This is a genomic window from Staphylococcus equorum (genome assembly GCF_029531845.1).
GTDB lineage: Bacteria > Bacillota > Bacilli > Staphylococcales > Staphylococcaceae > Staphylococcus > Staphylococcus equorum_C.
On the sequence record NZ_JAMBPV010000003.1, the window covers coordinates 185,584 to 203,716 of the forward strand.

The 18,133-nt window shown below is 29.5% G+C and carries 14 protein-coding genes; 7 read left to right on the top strand and 7 right to left on the bottom strand.

The window, feature by feature from the left end:
- The first annotated feature begins 618 nt into the window (after positions 1-618).
- On the top strand, positions 619-1,449 hold the full coding sequence (locus tag M4L39_RS05615) for an ATP-binding cassette domain-containing protein (protein ID WP_172793135.1): 831 nt from the start codon (positions 619-621) through the stop codon (positions 1,447-1,449).
- Complete coding sequence (locus M4L39_RS05620) at positions 1,439-2,152, top strand: hypothetical protein (RefSeq protein ID WP_057511417.1); 714 nt, start codon at positions 1,439-1,441, stop codon at positions 2,150-2,152. The genes M4L39_RS05615 and M4L39_RS05620 overlap by 11 nt, the downstream gene beginning before the upstream one ends.
- Positions 2,153-2,370: 218 nt before the next feature.
- Here M4L39_RS05620 and M4L39_RS05625 read toward each other — a convergent pair whose 3' ends face one another.
- Positions 2,371-3,831, bottom strand: coding sequence for an MDR family MFS transporter (locus tag M4L39_RS05625; protein ID WP_277581157.1), 1,461 nt, complete (start codon positions 3,829-3,831; stop codon positions 2,371-2,373).
- Positions 3,832-3,966: 135 nt separating this feature from the next.
- Complete coding sequence (locus M4L39_RS05630) at positions 3,967-4,515, bottom strand: TetR/AcrR family transcriptional regulator (RefSeq protein ID WP_277581158.1); 549 nt, start codon at positions 4,513-4,515, stop codon at positions 3,967-3,969.
- Positions 4,516-5,129: 614 nt separating this feature from the next.
- Between M4L39_RS05630 and M4L39_RS05635 the strand changes: the two genes are divergently transcribed.
- Genes M4L39_RS05635 through M4L39_RS05645 form a run of 3 tightly spaced genes read left to right on the top strand, consistent with a single transcriptional unit; the run spans position 5,130 to position 7,763 of the window.
- On the top strand, positions 5,130-6,284 hold the full coding sequence (locus M4L39_RS05635; RefSeq protein WP_431197649.1) for an FtsW/RodA/SpoVE family cell cycle protein: 1,155 nt from the start codon (positions 5,130-5,132) through the stop codon (positions 6,282-6,284).
- Complete coding sequence (locus M4L39_RS05640; RefSeq protein WP_198456264.1) at positions 6,281-6,871, top strand: phosphatase PAP2 family protein; 591 nt, start codon at positions 6,281-6,283, stop codon at positions 6,869-6,871. Before M4L39_RS05635 ends, M4L39_RS05640 begins: the two co-directional genes overlap by 4 nt.
- The gene (locus M4L39_RS05645) at positions 6,849-7,763 is read left to right on the top strand and encodes an LCP family protein (protein ID WP_198456263.1); all 915 of its coding nucleotides are present in this window, start codon (positions 6,849-6,851) and stop codon (positions 7,761-7,763) included. The genes M4L39_RS05640 and M4L39_RS05645 overlap by 23 nt, the downstream gene beginning before the upstream one ends.
- A gap of 266 nt (positions 7,764-8,029) precedes the next feature.
- Here M4L39_RS05645 and hxlB read toward each other — a convergent pair whose 3' ends face one another.
- On the bottom strand, positions 8,030-8,578 hold the full coding sequence (hxlB, locus tag M4L39_RS05650) for a 6-phospho-3-hexuloisomerase (protein WP_198456262.1): 549 nt from the start codon (positions 8,576-8,578) through the stop codon (positions 8,030-8,032).
- Position 8,579: 1 nt separating this feature from the next.
- Positions 8,580-9,212: a 3-hexulose-6-phosphate synthase gene (hxlA, locus tag M4L39_RS05655; RefSeq protein WP_198456261.1), complete on the bottom strand. Its 633-nt coding sequence runs from the start codon at positions 9,210-9,212 to the stop codon at positions 8,580-8,582.
- 90 nt (positions 9,213-9,302) lie between these two features.
- On the opposite strand from hxlA, the gene M4L39_RS05660 reads away from it, so the two are divergent.
- Positions 9,303-9,641 carry a winged helix-turn-helix transcriptional regulator gene (locus tag M4L39_RS05660; protein WP_198456260.1) on the top strand — a complete coding sequence of 113 codons (339 nt, stop codon included), beginning with the start codon at positions 9,303-9,305 and terminating at the stop codon, positions 9,639-9,641.
- Between the two features lie 473 nt (positions 9,642-10,114).
- Here the strand turns inward: M4L39_RS05660 and M4L39_RS05665 are convergent, their stop codons facing one another.
- Both M4L39_RS05665 and M4L39_RS05670 read right to left on the bottom strand, forming a co-directional pair.
- Positions 10,115-11,389: a condensation domain-containing protein gene (locus M4L39_RS05665; protein WP_277581159.1), complete on the bottom strand. Its 1,275-nt coding sequence runs from the start codon at positions 11,387-11,389 to the stop codon at positions 10,115-10,117.
- 453 nt (positions 11,390-11,842) lie between these two features.
- Positions 11,843-12,046, bottom strand: a complete 204-nt coding sequence (locus M4L39_RS05670; protein ID WP_346818185.1) for a hypothetical protein — start codon at positions 12,044-12,046, stop codon at positions 11,843-11,845.
- A gap of 276 nt (positions 12,047-12,322) precedes the next feature.
- On the opposite strand from M4L39_RS05670, the gene M4L39_RS05675 reads away from it, so the two are divergent.
- Positions 12,323-16,651 carry an amino acid adenylation domain-containing protein gene (locus M4L39_RS05675; protein ID WP_277581161.1) on the top strand — a complete coding sequence of 1,443 codons (4,329 nt, stop codon included), beginning with the start codon at positions 12,323-12,325 and terminating at the stop codon, positions 16,649-16,651.
- A gap of 50 nt (positions 16,652-16,701) precedes the next feature.
- On the opposite strand, the gene M4L39_RS05680 is transcribed toward M4L39_RS05675, so the two are convergent.
- Positions 16,702-17,520, bottom strand: coding sequence for an oxidoreductase (locus tag M4L39_RS05680; RefSeq protein ID WP_277581162.1), 819 nt, complete (start codon positions 17,518-17,520; stop codon positions 16,702-16,704).
- Between the last annotated feature and the right edge of the window lie 613 nt (positions 17,521-18,133).

Sequence of the window (18,133 nt, forward strand, 5' to 3'; positions counted from 1 at the left end):
ATATAAAGATATAGGCCTAAACAAATAATGAAACTGAGCGAATATTATTCTAAAATTCAATGTTTTGGAGAACTTTGAAAAGATCTGTTTATATTAATATTTTTTATAAAAAAGGAAGATGATATATGGTATATCTATTTGTAATCATTGTAGCTGCAACATTAATTGGCATATTTTTTCAAAGAGACAAAAAACTAACTCTTCCAAAAGTTGGTTAAAGGGTATTGGATTAATTATTCTCTCTATCATTATTGTAAATGGCTTTTATCATATAGATGAAATTTTGAACGGCGCTAAGAAAGCGCAGGAAAATATTCAAAATAGACAAAACACAAAATAAAAGACATAACTGCCATAATTGCAGTTATGTTTAAGCTGTCTAAAGCTCATATTTTTTAATAATTATCATACATTGGTTATAAGACAAGTTTATGGATTTAAATAATCAAAAAAACTTTTTTTTATCACTTTAAGAAGTTTTGTATCAAAATCGAACGTTTTAAAAATTACGGCTAATAAAATTTATTACGTTTAAATAATATAGTAGGAAGTATATACTATCAATATATTATGATAAATATAGGGCATGTTAAAAAGGAAAGAAACGAGGGTTTTAATTTGGATGATATAGCTATTAAAGCAAATGAATTATCAAAAAAGTTTAGTGGAAATTATATTTTAAAAAATATTTCTTTTGAAATACCAGAAAAATCAACCACTTTTATACAGGGGGCAAATGGTTCTGGTAAAAGTGTTACTTTGAAATTAATCGCTGGTTTTCTACATCCCACAGAAGGCGATATTCAAAGAAAATACAAAAAAGTATCTTATACGCCTGACAATTTCCCATCAAATTTAAACTTTACAATTTTAGAATATCTTGATTACATATCAAAAGTATATAACCAAAAAAGAGAAACTACTCTGTATTATTTGGAACTGTTTAAACTTAATTCTCAAAAAAAGGGGAAGTTAAAATATTGTTCTAAAGGTACTTTGCAGAAAATAAACATAATACAGTCATTATTATCTGACTCAGATGTATATTTATTTGATGAACCCTTATCTGGGTTAGACTCAGCTACTCAAGATATAGTGAAAACTATTTTAAATGATTTAAAAGGTACAGCAACGGTTGTTTTCACTTCTCATGAAAATGAGTTTGCAACTAGCATTTGCACCCACGTTTTAGATATGAAAACAGGCTTTGTACAAAATGTAAATGATGTATCATCTAAACAAGTTAGTCATTTAAAACGAATTATAACTAAATTTAGTAACGATGCTTTAGAACTACTAAGGACATATACTACGTTAACTGATTTGAAATATGACTCAGATATTATATTCATTACTTTACCGTCCGATAAAAGTGACCAAGTTATTAAGTCATTAATAGAGCGTAATAATCACATCATAGAAGTAAAGGAATTGTTTAATGATGAATAATTTTCTCAAATATCAATTTAGAAATTTTGGAAGGAGTTATAAATTCATTCCTCCTTACGTTATCTATATTACATGGATTATGCTTTTATATGTATATAAGGACATCCCTATTTTATCTAGCTATGGAATAAGTTTTATAGTTCTTACTTTCATTTCTACTTGGCTTACTGTAATGATTTTACAGAGTGATACTTTAAGCGAAAAAGAATTACATTATATTCAACTACAGTCATTATACAAATATTTAATAGGCAAATTTGTATTTTCATTATTACTATTACTTCCTTTGATTTTGTTTGCTATTGGATACCCAGTAATAATGAATGTATATGATAAAAACATTCAATTTTTCCATTTGTTTTTAGGAGTCTATTCTCACATCTCTGGTTGTATATTGGGAATAAGTATTGCATTTATACTTGCCAATACTTCATTATCAAATAAAAAATACGCTTGGTTAATGGGTGTATTTATTTTACTCATTTCTTTATTAAAAGAAGTATTCATAACATATATTCCTTTTTTAAAATCCATATCTTGGATACTACCTCCTTTTTCTGAGATAAACGAGATATTAACATATGGAGATAATGTGAAAATGAATACTACTTTGCTTTTCAATATGGGATACACTTATTTTTATTTAATTGTTTTAGTTTTAATTTTTTTCATAATAATTAAAAAAAGCGATTTGAAAGAATAAAACTAAAATAACTATACTAGAGCCATATTTTTAACCACTTTTAATTTACATAATCTATAGTTAACACAAAACATAATAAAAGAGACTCTTGTTAAAAGGAGTCTCTTTATTGTTTCAAAATTAACACAGGTCTTAATAACGATCATTTTTTCTTGTTGGATTGCTATGTCTTATTGTTTAGTCATACCTTTTAAAATGTATAATTATTTGTTAAATAATTAATCTATTTTTTTCGGCGTCGCTCGGTAGACAATAAACGATAAGATAACGGCAATAATGGATATAGCAAAGCTAATAAAATAAACGAGTTCAACTCCTGCGACCATTGCCTGATTTATTGTGTCAGGATCTTGTGGTTTCCCTGAATTTTGTAAAAATTGAAGCTGTCTTGCATTCATAATACTAACAAATACTGCAACACCAATTGCTCCAGCAACTGGTTGTAAAGTTGTCATCACTGCAGTCCCGTGTGGATATAAGTGTTTTGGAAGTTGATTTAACCCATTGGTTTCAGCAGGCATCATAATTGCTGAAACAGATAACATCAACAAGATATAACTAACAATAACAACCCACAAAGGCGTGTCCACATTTAATCTACTCATCACATACATTGCCCCACTTAGCACAATTGATGCAGGAATCATCAAAACACGCGGGCCAAATTTATCAAATAGATATCCCATCAACGGCGACATTGCCCCATTAAGTAAACTACCTGGCAGTAAAATTAACCCCGCAGTAGCTGCAGTTAAAGCCAATGGCCCTTGCATATAGATAGGTAAAATTATTTCTGAAGCAAACATCGTCATGATGATTATTAAAAACATTAAAACAGCGTGTGTATACATAGGATATTTAAATACTCTTAAATCTATTAGAGGTTCTTTTAAATTTAATTGTCTTATTGAAAATAAGACAATTCCAATGATTCCAACAATTATTGGGATTAATACATTTATACTTAAAAAGCCTGATTTACTTTCTCCAGCACTACTAAAGCCATATATAACAGCCCCAAAACCTATAGTTGAAAACACTAATGATAAATAATCGATTTTAGGTTTAGTAACTTCTGAAACATTAATTAAAAATTTAAACGCAAATGCAATTGAGAATATTGAAAATGGGATTACCATAATAAATAAAAAACGCCAACCTAGATATTCAACAATCACTCCAGATAGAGTTGGGCCAATAGTTGGCGCGAACATGATAACAAACCCAACGATTCCCATGATTTTTCCACGTTTCAAGGGGGGATAAATCAGCAAAAATACATTAAATATAATAGGCAAAAGCATCCCAGTCCCGATTGCTTGAATGAACCGTCCAATAAGGAGTATAGAAAAGGCTGGCGCCGCCGCACAAATTATTGTTCCAAGAGTGAAAATGGTCATAGTACTTAAAAATAACTGTCTTGTCGTAAACCACTGCAATAACAGCGCAGAAATCGGTGCTACGATTCCCATAATTAACATAAACCCTGTCGTCATCCATTGTACAGTTGGTAAAGTGATATCAAATTCTTTCATCAAAGATGTAAGGGCAATATTTAATAATGTTTCATTTAATATAGCAAAAAAAGCTCCAATAATTAGTGAAAATATAATCGGTAATGTTTTAAAATTTGGATCATCTGCTAGATATTCATATTTTTGATGCTTGTTATTGTTCATGTTAAGGCCCTCTCTGTCATAAATATTTAAATTAACTAAAAATTTTAATCATCTGCTTAATACTTATGAAATGTATTTACGGTACATATTAAGAATGATGAAATTTATATAAGTGCCTTCAATTAAAATGACCATTTATTTATTCTCCTGATTTAAGGAATTACAAATTTCGAAAACGATTCTTTCCATTTGTTGCATTTGTTCCATGTCGAGGTATTCGTACATTATAGAAAACCAAAGACCATCACTAATTAAACGCAGTTTTAAAATTTCATCAGGATTGCCTTCGTCTAGTGCAAATCTTTCCTGCCAAGTCTGCGTAACATCCTTCCATAGTTTCAAACTATTTTTATCTTCGCGAGAAGAAATTAAAACCGCTGTTAACTGTGTGTTATTTGATTCACGTAAACAGTCAAGGGTTGCCAGAGCATATGCTCTGGTGAACTTATAAGACCCTGAAAGCATAGAAATGTGATATTCTATGGCCGTTTCAAATTCTTCTATAACCATTTCATTCATTTTTTTTATTAATGTTTCTTTATTATTAAAGTGGTATAAGACACCACCTTTAGTGATATTTGCCTTTTTAGCTAAATAATCCATGGTCAATTTATGCATACCATCTTCTTGTATAATCTTTGCTGCTAAACTTAATAATTCTTGCTTTTTATTGATTTGATTCACGCCCTAATCTCAATTTTACTATACTTACCGTTCAGTATAGTGAATATAACACGGTATTTTTGTTTGGTCAACGTAATGAGTTGTTATCGAAAGGTTAAAATATTAAAAGCCACTTCTTTTCAAAGAAGTGGCTTAATCGTTTCAAAAGCAAATTCTGTCTCACTTACAATTATTTTAAACACCCATTCTCATACGCCCTAATCGTACAAATAGAAACAGTATTTCACAAGAATCTTTAAATGTTTAATCAAGGTAGGGGCTAAATGTACACTCTTGTTTTGATTCAAATGCTTTAATATCTAAAATTCTATTATATTAGCCACTACATTTTCCGATTTACATATAATTTAAAAGCCATAGTTGCAGAATCTCTTAAAAAAGTAGTTACGGGAAAACTTAATACTTATTTTTGAGAAGTGACAGATTATTTATAAAATATAATAATCAAATACGTTGTACTTTATTTGATCTCTTGAGGCTACCTAACTCTAAAAAATCAATATATTTTAGGTCAACCTAAAATTATTTGTCAGCACATAAAAATTATGTGACAATTGTAAATAAATAGTTAAGAAAGGGTTAAGGTAATGTTAAAGGTAATAAAAAAAATTAAAATGCGCATTAAGAATTTGGATTTAGGTATTCTATCCATTTTTATAATATTAAGTGTTATAGGTGTAATAATGATTTACAGTGCGAGCATGGTTTCGGCTTCAAAAGGAACCTTAACTAACGGAGTACCAATAGAGGCCAATTTCTTTATGAAAAGACAGTATCTTTTTTCCGTTCTGGGTTTTATCTTAATGCTATTTATTAGTATGTATTTTAATATTAATGCATTAAAAAGTATTAGTATCCAAAAGTTTATGGTTATAGGCACGATAGCACTACTGTTACTAACACTTTTAATTGGTAAAGACGTTAATGGTTCGAGGAATTGGATTAACCTAGGATTATTTAGTGTGCAGTCATCAGAATTCTTAAAATTAGTAGCTATTTTTTACCTTGCATTTATTATAGATAAACGCTTAACAAACAAACGAGACTATAAATTGAAAAATTTAGTGCCACCTTTAGGTGTTTTAGGTGCAGGTTTAGTACTTGTATTAATGCAAGGAGATTTAGGAGGAATGTTATTAACTGTTGCAATTATTGCTTCAATTTTAATGTATTCTGATATCAAAAATAAAATAAAAGTTCAAATTTTAGCTATTACCTCAATACCAACAGTATTATACATAATTTATACCTTAGTTTTTGATTCTAAAAATCTATATAGGATGAAGCGTATAAAAGTGGTTTTAGATCCTTTTAAATATGAAAATGATGACGGTTATCAACTTACTAACGCGCTTGTATCAATCAGTAACGGCGGTTTTTTTGGACGTGGATTAGGAAACGGAATTTTAAAATTAGGTTATTTACCTGAACCACATACAGATTTTATATTCACAGTTATTTCTGAAGAGTTGGGACTCATAGGCGTGATGTTCATATTAATTATGTATGCTTTTATAATATTTAAAGGTTTTACATATGCTAATAAAACCAACAATCATTTCTACAAACTTATTTGTGTGGGCGTAGTGAGTTACTTATTTATACAAGTATTTATAAACTTAGGCGGTGTATCAGGCTTGATTCCGTTAACAGGCGTAACATTACCGTTATTAAGTTACGGGGGATCATCTATGCTAAGCATTAGTATCGCTTTAGGCAGTATGCTAGCGGTTATAAGAGAAATTAAGAAAGAGGAGCGATATAAATGAATAAAATATATTTCTCCACATTATTATATTCAAGTCTCGTTCTACTTATGTTATCGATTATCAATGGTTTTATGTTCAATATAGATTATTATGTACACCAGTTTTTAAATCAATATCTACCTAGCGGTACGGTTGTACAAACGCTACATTTTATATCTAATGTTTTTTCTCCATTTAATTGCTTATTATTAGTATTGTTTCTTTTAGCTATTCTGTTTTTTAAAAACAAAGATCAATTTTTATTATACGGATTTTGGAGTTTCAGTGTTTTTTTAATTGGGACAATTATGAAATATACAATTGGGCGTCCAAGACCATCAATATATTTTGATGGTTATAGCTTTCCAAGTATGCATGTATTAAGTGTAAGTCTATTAGTAACTTTGCTTATTTTAATTACAAAAAATAAATGGACAAAAATCGTTGGAACCGCCTTAATTATTACGATGATGATATCGAGAGTTTATGTTAACGCACATTATTTTTCTGACACGATAGGCAGCCTAATTGTATTAACAATTATGTTATTAAGCTTGAGACTAGCCGAAGAGAAGGAGTCACATTATGAAACTAACGAAAAAAGGTAAAATCTTAATTACTATACTTATTCTTTTAATTATTCTCATCGGTTTTTTTACGTATAAATTAATCCATTTAAATCAATCTATACATGATTCACAGAAGACAGGTGAAGAATCGAAAGCAGCCCAAGCGAAAATAAAATCTAAAAAACCAATTTCTATTGCGATTTTCGGGGTAGATTCAGATATTGAACGTGCAGAAGAAAATATGGGGCAACGAACAGATACTTTATTAATTGCATCTATTAACCCTGAAAAGAAAAAAACAAAACTTATTTCAATCCCTAGAGATATGAGTAGTGAGATTCCGGGTGTTGCCGGCAATGAAAAAATTGCACATGCCTATGCTTATGGAGGTCCAAAAATAGCAATGGATACACTTAGACAAAATTTAAGCGTGCCGATTGATGCATATGTGACTTTAGACATGGACGGGTTTGAACAGGTTATTGATATCTTTGATGGAGTAACTGTAACAAGTAATGCTACTTTCAGCTACAATGGATCGAGTTTTGAAGAGGGGAAAAAAGTAGATTTAGATGGGGAAAAAGCCTTGGATTATGTACGTAGCCGTAAAGAAGAAGGTGCAGGCGGTGATGAAGGACGTGCCGAAAGACAGCGCCAAGTTATTCATACATTAGCTAAATCTGCTAGCCAGTCTTCAAGTATATTTAAATTAAACAAAATACTCAAAGTAAGTGAAAATAATGTTACAACTAATCTCAATGTAGGAGATTTAAAATCATTATATTCAAATTATAAAGACGCTACACAATCAATGGAAAAAATGTCGATTGACGGAGAAAATTTAGTAGAGTCGGACGGTGTTTGGTATTTTGAACCAGACGAAACAGATAACATAAATAAAATAGCCGAATATAAAAATAATTTAAAATAACAATAAGTCCTTATTTAATGAAATGAAAAATTCTAAAAATGCGTGGTTAAATGGTAATAAACTAACTTAGCGTTTCACTTTAATAACTATTCACATAATCAATAATTATCAGAAAGCATATTAAAATCAAAATTCATCTTAATATTGTAATTAATATAAAAACCATTAAACATTTAGATTAATTTTAATATATGGAAATAAAAAGAGAGAGGAAACTAAAATTTAGTTTCCTCTCTCTTTTTACTTTTATTAACACTTATATTTGGTTATTCCAAATTTGCGTGGTTTTGTTGCATTGCTTCTTCATCAACTTTTAATGCAATCATTAAGTCTAAAACAATACTATCTAAAAACACTTGTGATGCTTGTTCAAATAGGCTAGCTAAGGGCTGTGCTGAACCTTCAGCATCATATTTCGTCCCTGCCGGTAATTCAATAACTGCATTTGCAAGTTCACCTATCGCTGAAGCCGGGTTTGTCGACAATAACACAACTTCTGCACCTACAGATTTAGCTTTATCTGCTAATAATCTTAAATGCGCTGTCGAACCTGACCCAGAGATAATCACAAACAAGTCATTTTCAGTAATAGACGGCGTCGTAGACTCACCCACAACATGCGCATATTTGCCTAATTGATTTAAACGCATTGCAAAACTATTTGCTACAAAGCCTGAACGACCTTTGCCTGCAACAAATATTTGGTTCGTTTCAACTACTTGTGTTAAAAACGCTTTTGCTTCACTATCTTTAACGTGCGATAGTGTATGGTCTAATTCATCTAATATTAAGCGATAATTTGTAATTTCAGTCATATTATCTGCCTTCAATCGCATCTCTACATTGTTTAGCAGCTTCAACTGGATCGTCTGCGTTAGCAATACCGCCACCAACAACAACTAAGTCTGGTTCTTCTGCTACAACCTCTTTAATTGTATCTGGTTTAATACCACCAATAACAGCTACTTTTGAGTTAGAGATAACTGATTTAACTTTACGTAAACTTTCTAAAGGAGATTGACCTTCAGCTTGTAAGTCATAACCAGTATGCACAGCGATATAGTCTGCGCCTAAATCATCTAATTCTTTAGCACGTTTTTCTAAATCTTGTACTGCAATCATATCTACTAATAATTCTTTACCACTTTTATGTGCTTCTTCAACTGCTGCTTTAATTGATGCATCTTCTGCAACGCCTAAAATTGTTACTACGTCTGCACCAAATTTAACTGCTTGGCTTACTTCGTAGTCTGCAGCATCCATAATTTTTAAATCTGCAAGTACTTTTACGCCTTCTATATTATCGTTTAAATATTGAACCGCTGGTAAACCTTCATTAATAACGATTGGTGTACCAATTTCTACGATATCTACATAATCTTTAACTTTATTCGCAAGTTCTGTAGCTTCCTCTTTATTCAATAAATCAATTGCTAGTTGTAATTCCATAAGTTATTACCTCCTAAGTATTGTATCGCCAGTATGATACAATGTCATAATTAATACAATACTGACATATTTGTCACTAAGGAGTAGTCTATGTTAATAGAATATAATAATAAATTGTTTTACACTTCTAAAGATTTAGCTTTATCGGTAATTGGCGGTAGATGGAAAATCCCTATTATTTACCACTTATTACAATCAGAAGTACTTAGGTTAAGTGAGTTACAAAAAAAATTACCCGATATTAACCAAAGAATGCTGATCAGACAATTAAAAGAACTTGAAAAAGATATGATAATTACAAGAACTGTGTACCCAGTAGTCCCTCCGAAAGTTGAATATCGTTTAACTGATATTGGCTTGTCTCTCGAGAACGTAGTCTATGGTATTTGCGAATGGGGAGATGAATATCTAAAATTACTTAAAAGTTAAAATATATAATAATAGATAACTACCAGAATTTCACACAATTCTCATTAAAACATGAGTTCCCAGAGCTTAAGACTAACGTTCTCTATAATACTAATACTAAAAAATTCAGTATTTCTTCAATTATAAATTATCTTTTTAACCTATAATAAATAAAAGACACTTCTTTTAAGAAAGAAGTGTCTTAGTCGTTTCCAAATCAAATCTTGTAGCAATAACGAACGTTTAAAAATCTACGTATTTTTATCTAAAGACTTGTTACTTTAATTCTTTTGGCTATGATTACTTTGAACCTTTTTCTCTAACTGATTAGCTTCTTCTATCGCTAATTTAGAATAATACTTATTCGAAAAGAACATTTGAACGATTAAAATGCAGCATTAATTGTACAATACAATCCCAAGGCGGAAGCTTATGTGATTGTATTGTACATGAAATGATTAACCATAAAAAAATTTTTTATGGTTAATCATTTCTTAAATGGTATCAATCTCTATGTCTTTTAAGTATGCATCGTGATTATTATGAAATTGAATTAAAATATTCATTAAGCTATGGTGTATGCGTTCAACGGCTGAAGCATTTAAATATCGCGTATTAAAATCATAATCGATATGCAATGTGTTTTCATTATTTCTATCACTAAGATGTATATTTAATGTATTGAAAACAGATTCTTTATTTATTAACCATTCATCATTAAAACCTGCTTTTGTGATTTCACTATCATACTTTACACTTTGATACGAAATTATCCAATCGACTAAGGCTAATGGGTTGTTATTTTTCATTTCTTCTACTAATAAATGACTAGGAAATTTTCTGTGCTTTAGTAGACTGAAATTCTCTTTTTTAACTAAATTTATAAATGTTTCAACAGATTGTTCGGGATTTATTTCAACAATTAATGGTAAAGCATTGGTAAACAAACCACAAATTGATTTTTCAATTTTACTACTTCTATTATGTAACATCAAACCTATTGAGTTTTTATTTCTATTTGATAATTTACTGATGTATAAGTGTACTAAAGACATAAACAATGTACTAATACTAATTGAAAAATCACTACATATTTTATGAAGTAGATTAAATTCATATTCATTGAGATGATATGAATTTCTTAATGACTTATAACCTGTACTTTTTAATACCGGTAAAAAACTGACAATTTCATAATTGGATAGTTTATCAGTCCAATAGTTTTTATCAATTTCAAAACGGCTCGATGCTACATACTTCTGTTCATTTTCCACTGTACTTATATAAGAATATGAATTATCTTCCATATTCAGACCAATAAGAGTTTTAGCTATATAATTAACTGTATGAGTTATGCTCCAAACATCAGTAATGGTGTGATGATGTAAGAAGAAAATACAATGGTTTCCGTCAGGTTTTTTCACAATTTTAACCTCATATAAATCTTGATTAAAATCAAATATGCATTTATTTTTTTGTTGATTAATCCAATTTTCAAATTGCTTAGTGTCTTGAAATTCTACTAATGGGAAGTATTGGAATTCAAATTTTTCTATATATTGTTTTGGGCTTTCCTGCTCAGTAGTTATATGAATTCTATATGCATCAAAATTTTCAACAAGATTATTTAGTGCATTATTTATAGCATCATAAGAGTAAAAATTGTCAGTATGTAATAAAAAGGAAAGACTGTAACGGCTTGTATTGCAATAAGTTAATTCACCCATTACGTAATTCATTTGTGCAGAGGTTAGATTTTTAGTAAACATTCAATGTCTCTCCTTCATAAATTATTTTGATATTAGTCTTTTTAAAATCTAAGTATATAATTTAAATGGTAATATTGAATAAAAAACAGATAATCATTTAAGTCAAAAAACCACCGACATATCTTGGTTTTTCAATCACGAATTTTGCAATTTTTAAAGCCCTTTCTTCGTAGTGTCTTCCTTGTGCAGATTATTTAAGCTTTTGCCTAGTAACCACCTCCTATTATAAATATAAGACCATCATATCACCCATAATCTTTTTTTAAAAATATAAACTTTTTTTATTTTAATTAAGTATATATTGATTTTTATATACAATAATCTCTCAAATAATATTTAATCCTCATCAAAGCTTTGCTTCAAATGACTCTGAGCAATATAACTTATACCCTTTATCCCCATCTAAATCCAGCACTACTTACTATAAAATTCATTTCATCTTCGCTATATCTACTAAAAAGGTACCGGCAGCCTCCCCAAATAATATACATATGCCTCGATCAGTGTAATAAGTCGTTTTGATAATGTTTCTGCTTCTGTAACTAATACTTTTTTATTTTGCCCAGAAGCAAGAAGTTCATTCGCTATATTAAGTCCGCAAGGAAATCTTGCGCAAGCAGCATTAATATCAATCTCCCATATACTTTTCAAACCCAATTTTACTTGTATATATGAGGAGATACTTGCCGTCTTATAATCTGGTTTTAATGAACGTTTAATCCTTTTGGTGATCTTCTAACTTATATTATCAAATAATATTATCGTTTAGAGATTTCGAATAATTTATCATAAAGAATTATATTTTGAGTTGTTTAATCACCATTTTCTAAAACATTTATTATTTCTTTATACTTCATTAAAATAAAATATTATATACTAAGTTTTATTAAAAATATGTTAATCTTAGAATATAAATTTTTTGGAGGTTGAATTATGGAAAAAGTTGCTTTATCAGATGCACAAATCGAAATTATTCAGTTACAAGAATATTACGAAAATACTAGTATCAATAATATAGCAGGAATTGTTAACATTAAAAATAAAGTAACGATATCGGAAACTGAAAAAGCATTAAATAATTTAATAAAAAAACACGAGAGTTATAGAATTAAAATTAAAAAAGAAAAATCAGGATATGAACAATATATTAGTGAACATAAAGATGAAAAGTTTAATGTTATTGATTTTACCAATGATCAAGAAGGATATCGTCATTGGATTGATGAACAAGTGAGCAAAAGCATATTTTCCATAAATAGTAATTTGTTTGAATTTACAATAATAAAGTTACCTGAAGGAAAAACTGGAATATTATTATTACAACATCATGTTATCTCAGATGGATGGAGTATGACGATAGCTGTGAATACAATTTGTAATTACTTAATTGATGGAACTAAAACGGAAACATTGAAATCTACATATTTTGATTATGTTAGAGAAGAAATAAAATATAAAAATTCGGAAAGATTTGAAAAAGATAAACAATTTTGGTTGCAAAAGTTAGAAAATTTCGAAAATAACGAATTATTTAAAAAAAACGCAACAAACTGTGCTCAAGGAGATAGGCAAAGTTATAATTTAACTGATGTAGATACAGTTAAATTAAAGACATTTTGCGAAAAAAATAATATAAGTATTAGCAACTTATTTACTACTGCCATGATTATTTTAAAATATAAAAAAACTTTAGCACAAAAAATTTCAATTGGCTCAATAATGCATAACAGAAATAAAAAAACAGAAAAAGAGCTTACAGGCGCTTTTTCAAGAACCTTGCCTATTATAGTAGATGTTTCTAGTGATAATTCTATTACTGATTTACTAACCAAAACAAAATACGAAAGTTTTAATTTACTAAAGCATAGAAAATATCCCTATAGAAAAATTATAGAAGATAGTGGGAGTAAAGCTGGAATATTAGACTGTATGGTCTCTTTTCAAAATAAGCAATATGATTCGAAAATTATAGAAAATGGTTATTCAGACGAATGGCTAGATAATGGCTCAAACAATACATCGTTAGCTATAAGTATAAGTAATAGAAATAGAGATAACGCTTTAGCTATAGATTATGATTATCAAGTTGCTGTTGTGAATGAGAAAGAAATTGTAGATTTACATAATTTTATATTGAAAATTATAGAAACAGCAATAGAAAATCCAAATAAGCAAATTAAAGACATAGAGTTAATTAGTGAAGATGAGAAAAGAGCTATATTGAACGAATTTAACAACACAGAGATGAATTTGAACAACACACAGACCTTTGTGGAACGCTTTGAAAATCAAGTAGTGCAAACACCTAATCAAACGGCGATTACTTACGAAGGTGAAAGTCTCAGTTATAGTGAGTTGAATGTTAAAGCGAACCAACTCGCGCATCAATTGCGACATGAAGGCGTAAAATCGAATCGTCTTGTAGGTATAATGACAAATCGACATTTAGAAATGATAATTGGTATTTACGGTATTTTAAAAGCAGGCGGGGCCTATGTACCAATTGACCCAGATTATCCAAGTGAACGTGTCAACTATATTTTAACTGACAGTAAACCCCATACTTTATTAACGGATAGCGTTTTAGATACTTCCATTGAATTTAATCAAACGGTTATAAATTTAATGGAGGATATAAATACACCTATACAATCTACCGATAATTTATCATATACCACAAATGTGTCCGATTTAATGTGTATTATTTATACCTCTGGTACAACAGGCAAGCCCAAAGGTGTTAAGATGCCCTATAAAAGTGTGATGAATAACCTTAATAGGAGAATTAATCGATTTGATATAAGTAGTAATGATAACATTTTATTCAAAATGCCATTTACATTTGATCCATCAATATGGGAATTATTTGGATGGGCCATGGTGGGTGCACAAGCAACACTTTTACCTTCAGGTGAAGAAGGCAACCCAGAAATAATTACTTCATTAATCCAAATGTCTAAGGTAACGATGGCTGTCTTTGTACCCTCGATGTTTATCCCCTTTATCGATTACATCAAGTCGACGAAGCAAGCGCACTTACTTTCTAGCTTAAACTACGTCTTAGTTGGTGGTGAAGCAGTGACACCAAAATTAGTGAATCAATTTAATGAGTCGATTGGTAAAAAAAACAATACACAATTAATCAATGTCTATGGTCCCACTGAAACTACGATTGATGTCACAAATTTTGATTTTGAAAATAATATTATTTATGACGCTGTTCCAATTGGACGACCTATTGCGAATACGCAAGCGTATATTATGAACGAAGATAATAATCTCATGGGTATTGGTGTGCCAGGAGAACTTTGTATTGGGGGCGTAGGTGTAACCGATGGTTATTTAAATCGTCCTGAATTAACACAACAAAAATTTATTGATAATCTGTTTGGTGAAGGTAAATTATATCATACAGGTGACTTAGCGAAGTGGAATGCCGATGGCAATATTAGCTACTTAGGTCGTATAGATGAGCAAGTTAAAATCCGTGGTTATCGTATTGAACTAGGAGAAATTGAAAACACTTTACGTCAAATTGACCAAGTTTCAGACGTTACAGTTGTTGCTAAACCAATGGTAGGAGAAGAATTAGCTATTTGTGCGTATTTACTCTCAGATGAAGAAATAGCGTTTGATGATATCAAAACGAAGTTAAGTGAAAAATTACCAATTTATATGATTCCATCTTACATGACACAAATAGACAAGTTACCCGTAACATCCAATGGTAAATTGGATAAAAAGCAATTACCTGAAATTAAAGTTGGAAGTAAAACTTATATTGAGCCAAGTAATGAAATGGAAAGCATAGTTGCGGAGGCATTTGAATCAATATTAAATATGAATCGTGTGAGTGTACAAGACAATTTTTTTGAAGTTGGTGGAGATTCAATTAAAGCCATCAAATTAACGTCATTGTTATCGAGATCATATAATATATCTATTAAAGATATATTTGAATTAAAAACGATTAGATGTATTAGTAAAGCATTACTTGAACGTGGAGATACGAATACCATAGAAAAATTGAATTCACTTAAAGACATTAATAGAGAACAAAAGCATCATTTTCATAGCGAGTTTATGAATGCTATCAACGATTATAAAGAGAAAAGTAGTGAAAATTATAAAAACATTGATAAAAATATAGTTAAATTAGATAAGCAAGTACTACTAACAGGTGCGACAGGTTATTTTGGTATCCATGTATTAAAAGATTTACTTGCCCGTACAGATTTCACTATTTATATCATGGTAAGAAGTAGTGAAGAATTAAGTGGCGAAATTAAACTAAAGGAAAATTGGTTATATTATTTCGGTTCTCCACTAAACCTTAAATATAAAAAGCGTATTCATTTTGTGGAAGGAAATATTGAAATGGAACGTTTAGATTTTGACAATGATACTTATGAATACCTAACGAATAATGTAGATATTATTATTAATGCTGCAGCAAACGTAAATCATTTTGCAACCGAAAATTCATCCTATAAAACGAACGTTAACGCAATTAATAATTTAGCCAAATTTGCTAAAGAAAACAAGCCTAAAGAAATTCACCATATGTCCACGAAAAGTGTTGCTTCAGGTAACATCGAAAATAAAAAGTTTGTTATTTTCTCAGAAGATGATATTGACATTGGTCAGAAACCAAACAATGTTTATATGGATGGTAAAATAGAAGCTGAAAAATTGCTCGTTGCTTACCGTGATGAGGGTATTCAAACAAATATTTATAGATTAGGTAATCTGCAATGCGATTCTGAAACAGGTATTTTCCAGAAGAATGAAGAAAACAATGCTTTTTACAATGTCATCAAATCATTCAAGAAATTACAAAAATTTCCGAACTTGGACAATTTAGACTTTACGCCCGTAAACAAAGCCGCACAAGCGTGTAATAAATTGATATTGAATAATCAGTTACAAAATGAAATTTATCATGTTTATAATACACATTTCTTACCATTTAAAAAGTTAATGTCAGTTTATAACGAAAATGGTAATTATATTGAAGATGTACATTGGAATGATTTTATGGATTACTTAATAGAATGTATTGAATTAGATATGTTAAATGATGATGTCAACGCTTTTTTACTACACACAGGTATTTTAGACAATACATTATTTAACAAATCACATTTTGAAACATTAGATTACAAAACTAACTTTATACTCGAAAAATTAGATTTTCAATGGAGACCAATAAGCACAAACCTGTTAACTAAAATGGTTAGCCACACTAAAAATAATTTCTAAAAAATGAGGTAGCAAAATATATTTTGCTACCTCATTTTTTATAACTAAATTTATTTAGATATTTGTTTTTTTAAAATCCAATTAAATAATTTGATTGGTAATATCGCATGTAAAACGATAAGTGGTTTAGCAATGAATCCTGCGACATATTTCGTTTGTACATGACGCTTTTCAATAGACTTAATAATGACTTTTGCTACTACAGAAGGATGCGAGAGAAAGTTGACTGATTGCTGTTTAATCATTGATTGTGCCATTTTTAAAGCTTTTTCTTCATAGTGCCCCCCTTTTGCGACTGATTTAAGATTTTGAGCTGCAATCATTCCCCACTCCGTTTTTATACCACCTGGTTCAATAACAATAACGTCTATATCAAAATCAGAAAGTTCTAGACGTAAACTTTCACTATATCCTTCTAATGCATATTTAGACGCATGATACCAAGTTCCAAAATAGTTAGGTATACGTCCCCCAATAGATGATATATTAATAATTTTTCCTGCTTTTTGTTCACGCATAGAAGGTATAACAGCTCTTGTTAATTCTGATAAGCCAAACAAATTCACTTCAAATTGTCTTTTGGCCTCTTCAATAGATACATCTTCAACAGCACCATAGGATCCATATCCAGCATTATTTATTAAAATATTTATATGTCCCTCTTGGGTTAAAATATGATTAACCACTTCATGAATTGCAGTATAATCTGTTATATCTAATTGAATTATGTTAACATTATACGCTAATAAAGCTTGCATGTTTTTTATATTTCTTGAAACAGCATAAACGCGATAGTCTTTTTTTGCTAACATTTTAGCTGTTTCAAATCCAATTCCACTACTTGCGCCTGTAATTAAAGCAACTGTCATCTAAATCACCTTTTCTTTAAAGTATGAAACAATCATATCACCCATAATATTTTTTTAAAAATTATAAAAATTTGTATTTTTATTTAACTTAAGTATATATTGAATTTCATATACAATAATCTATCAAATCATAATTCAAAAATTTCCATCCCATAACCTATTAAGTAATTGAATATATCTACGTTTTCAATGAATTATAAAGCATTAAACGTCAGCACTTATTATAGTGATTAATAAAATTAAAAATGAAGTGATTGAATTATAGAATAACTAGTTTAGGAAGAATGAGTAAACAGCTGAAATTATGATTCTCTATGATAAGTTATTCGAAATCTTTAAACTACATTATTATTTTATATAATATAAGCTTGAGAAAACATTAAAATCACGAAATACAATTTGATTACTGGTACAAGTTCAAGTATTGTCTATTAAACAATAATATTAGAATTTTTCAAACTAGTGAATCTAAAGAAATCAGCACTTCTATACCTTAAGTAAAAAGACACCTCTTTTAAAAGAAGTGTCTTTAACGAACGTTAAATAACTAAATTAAAGTTATAAAAATACCTGCGAGAACCACGTCTATTAATATATTAGGTGTTTTTTAGTT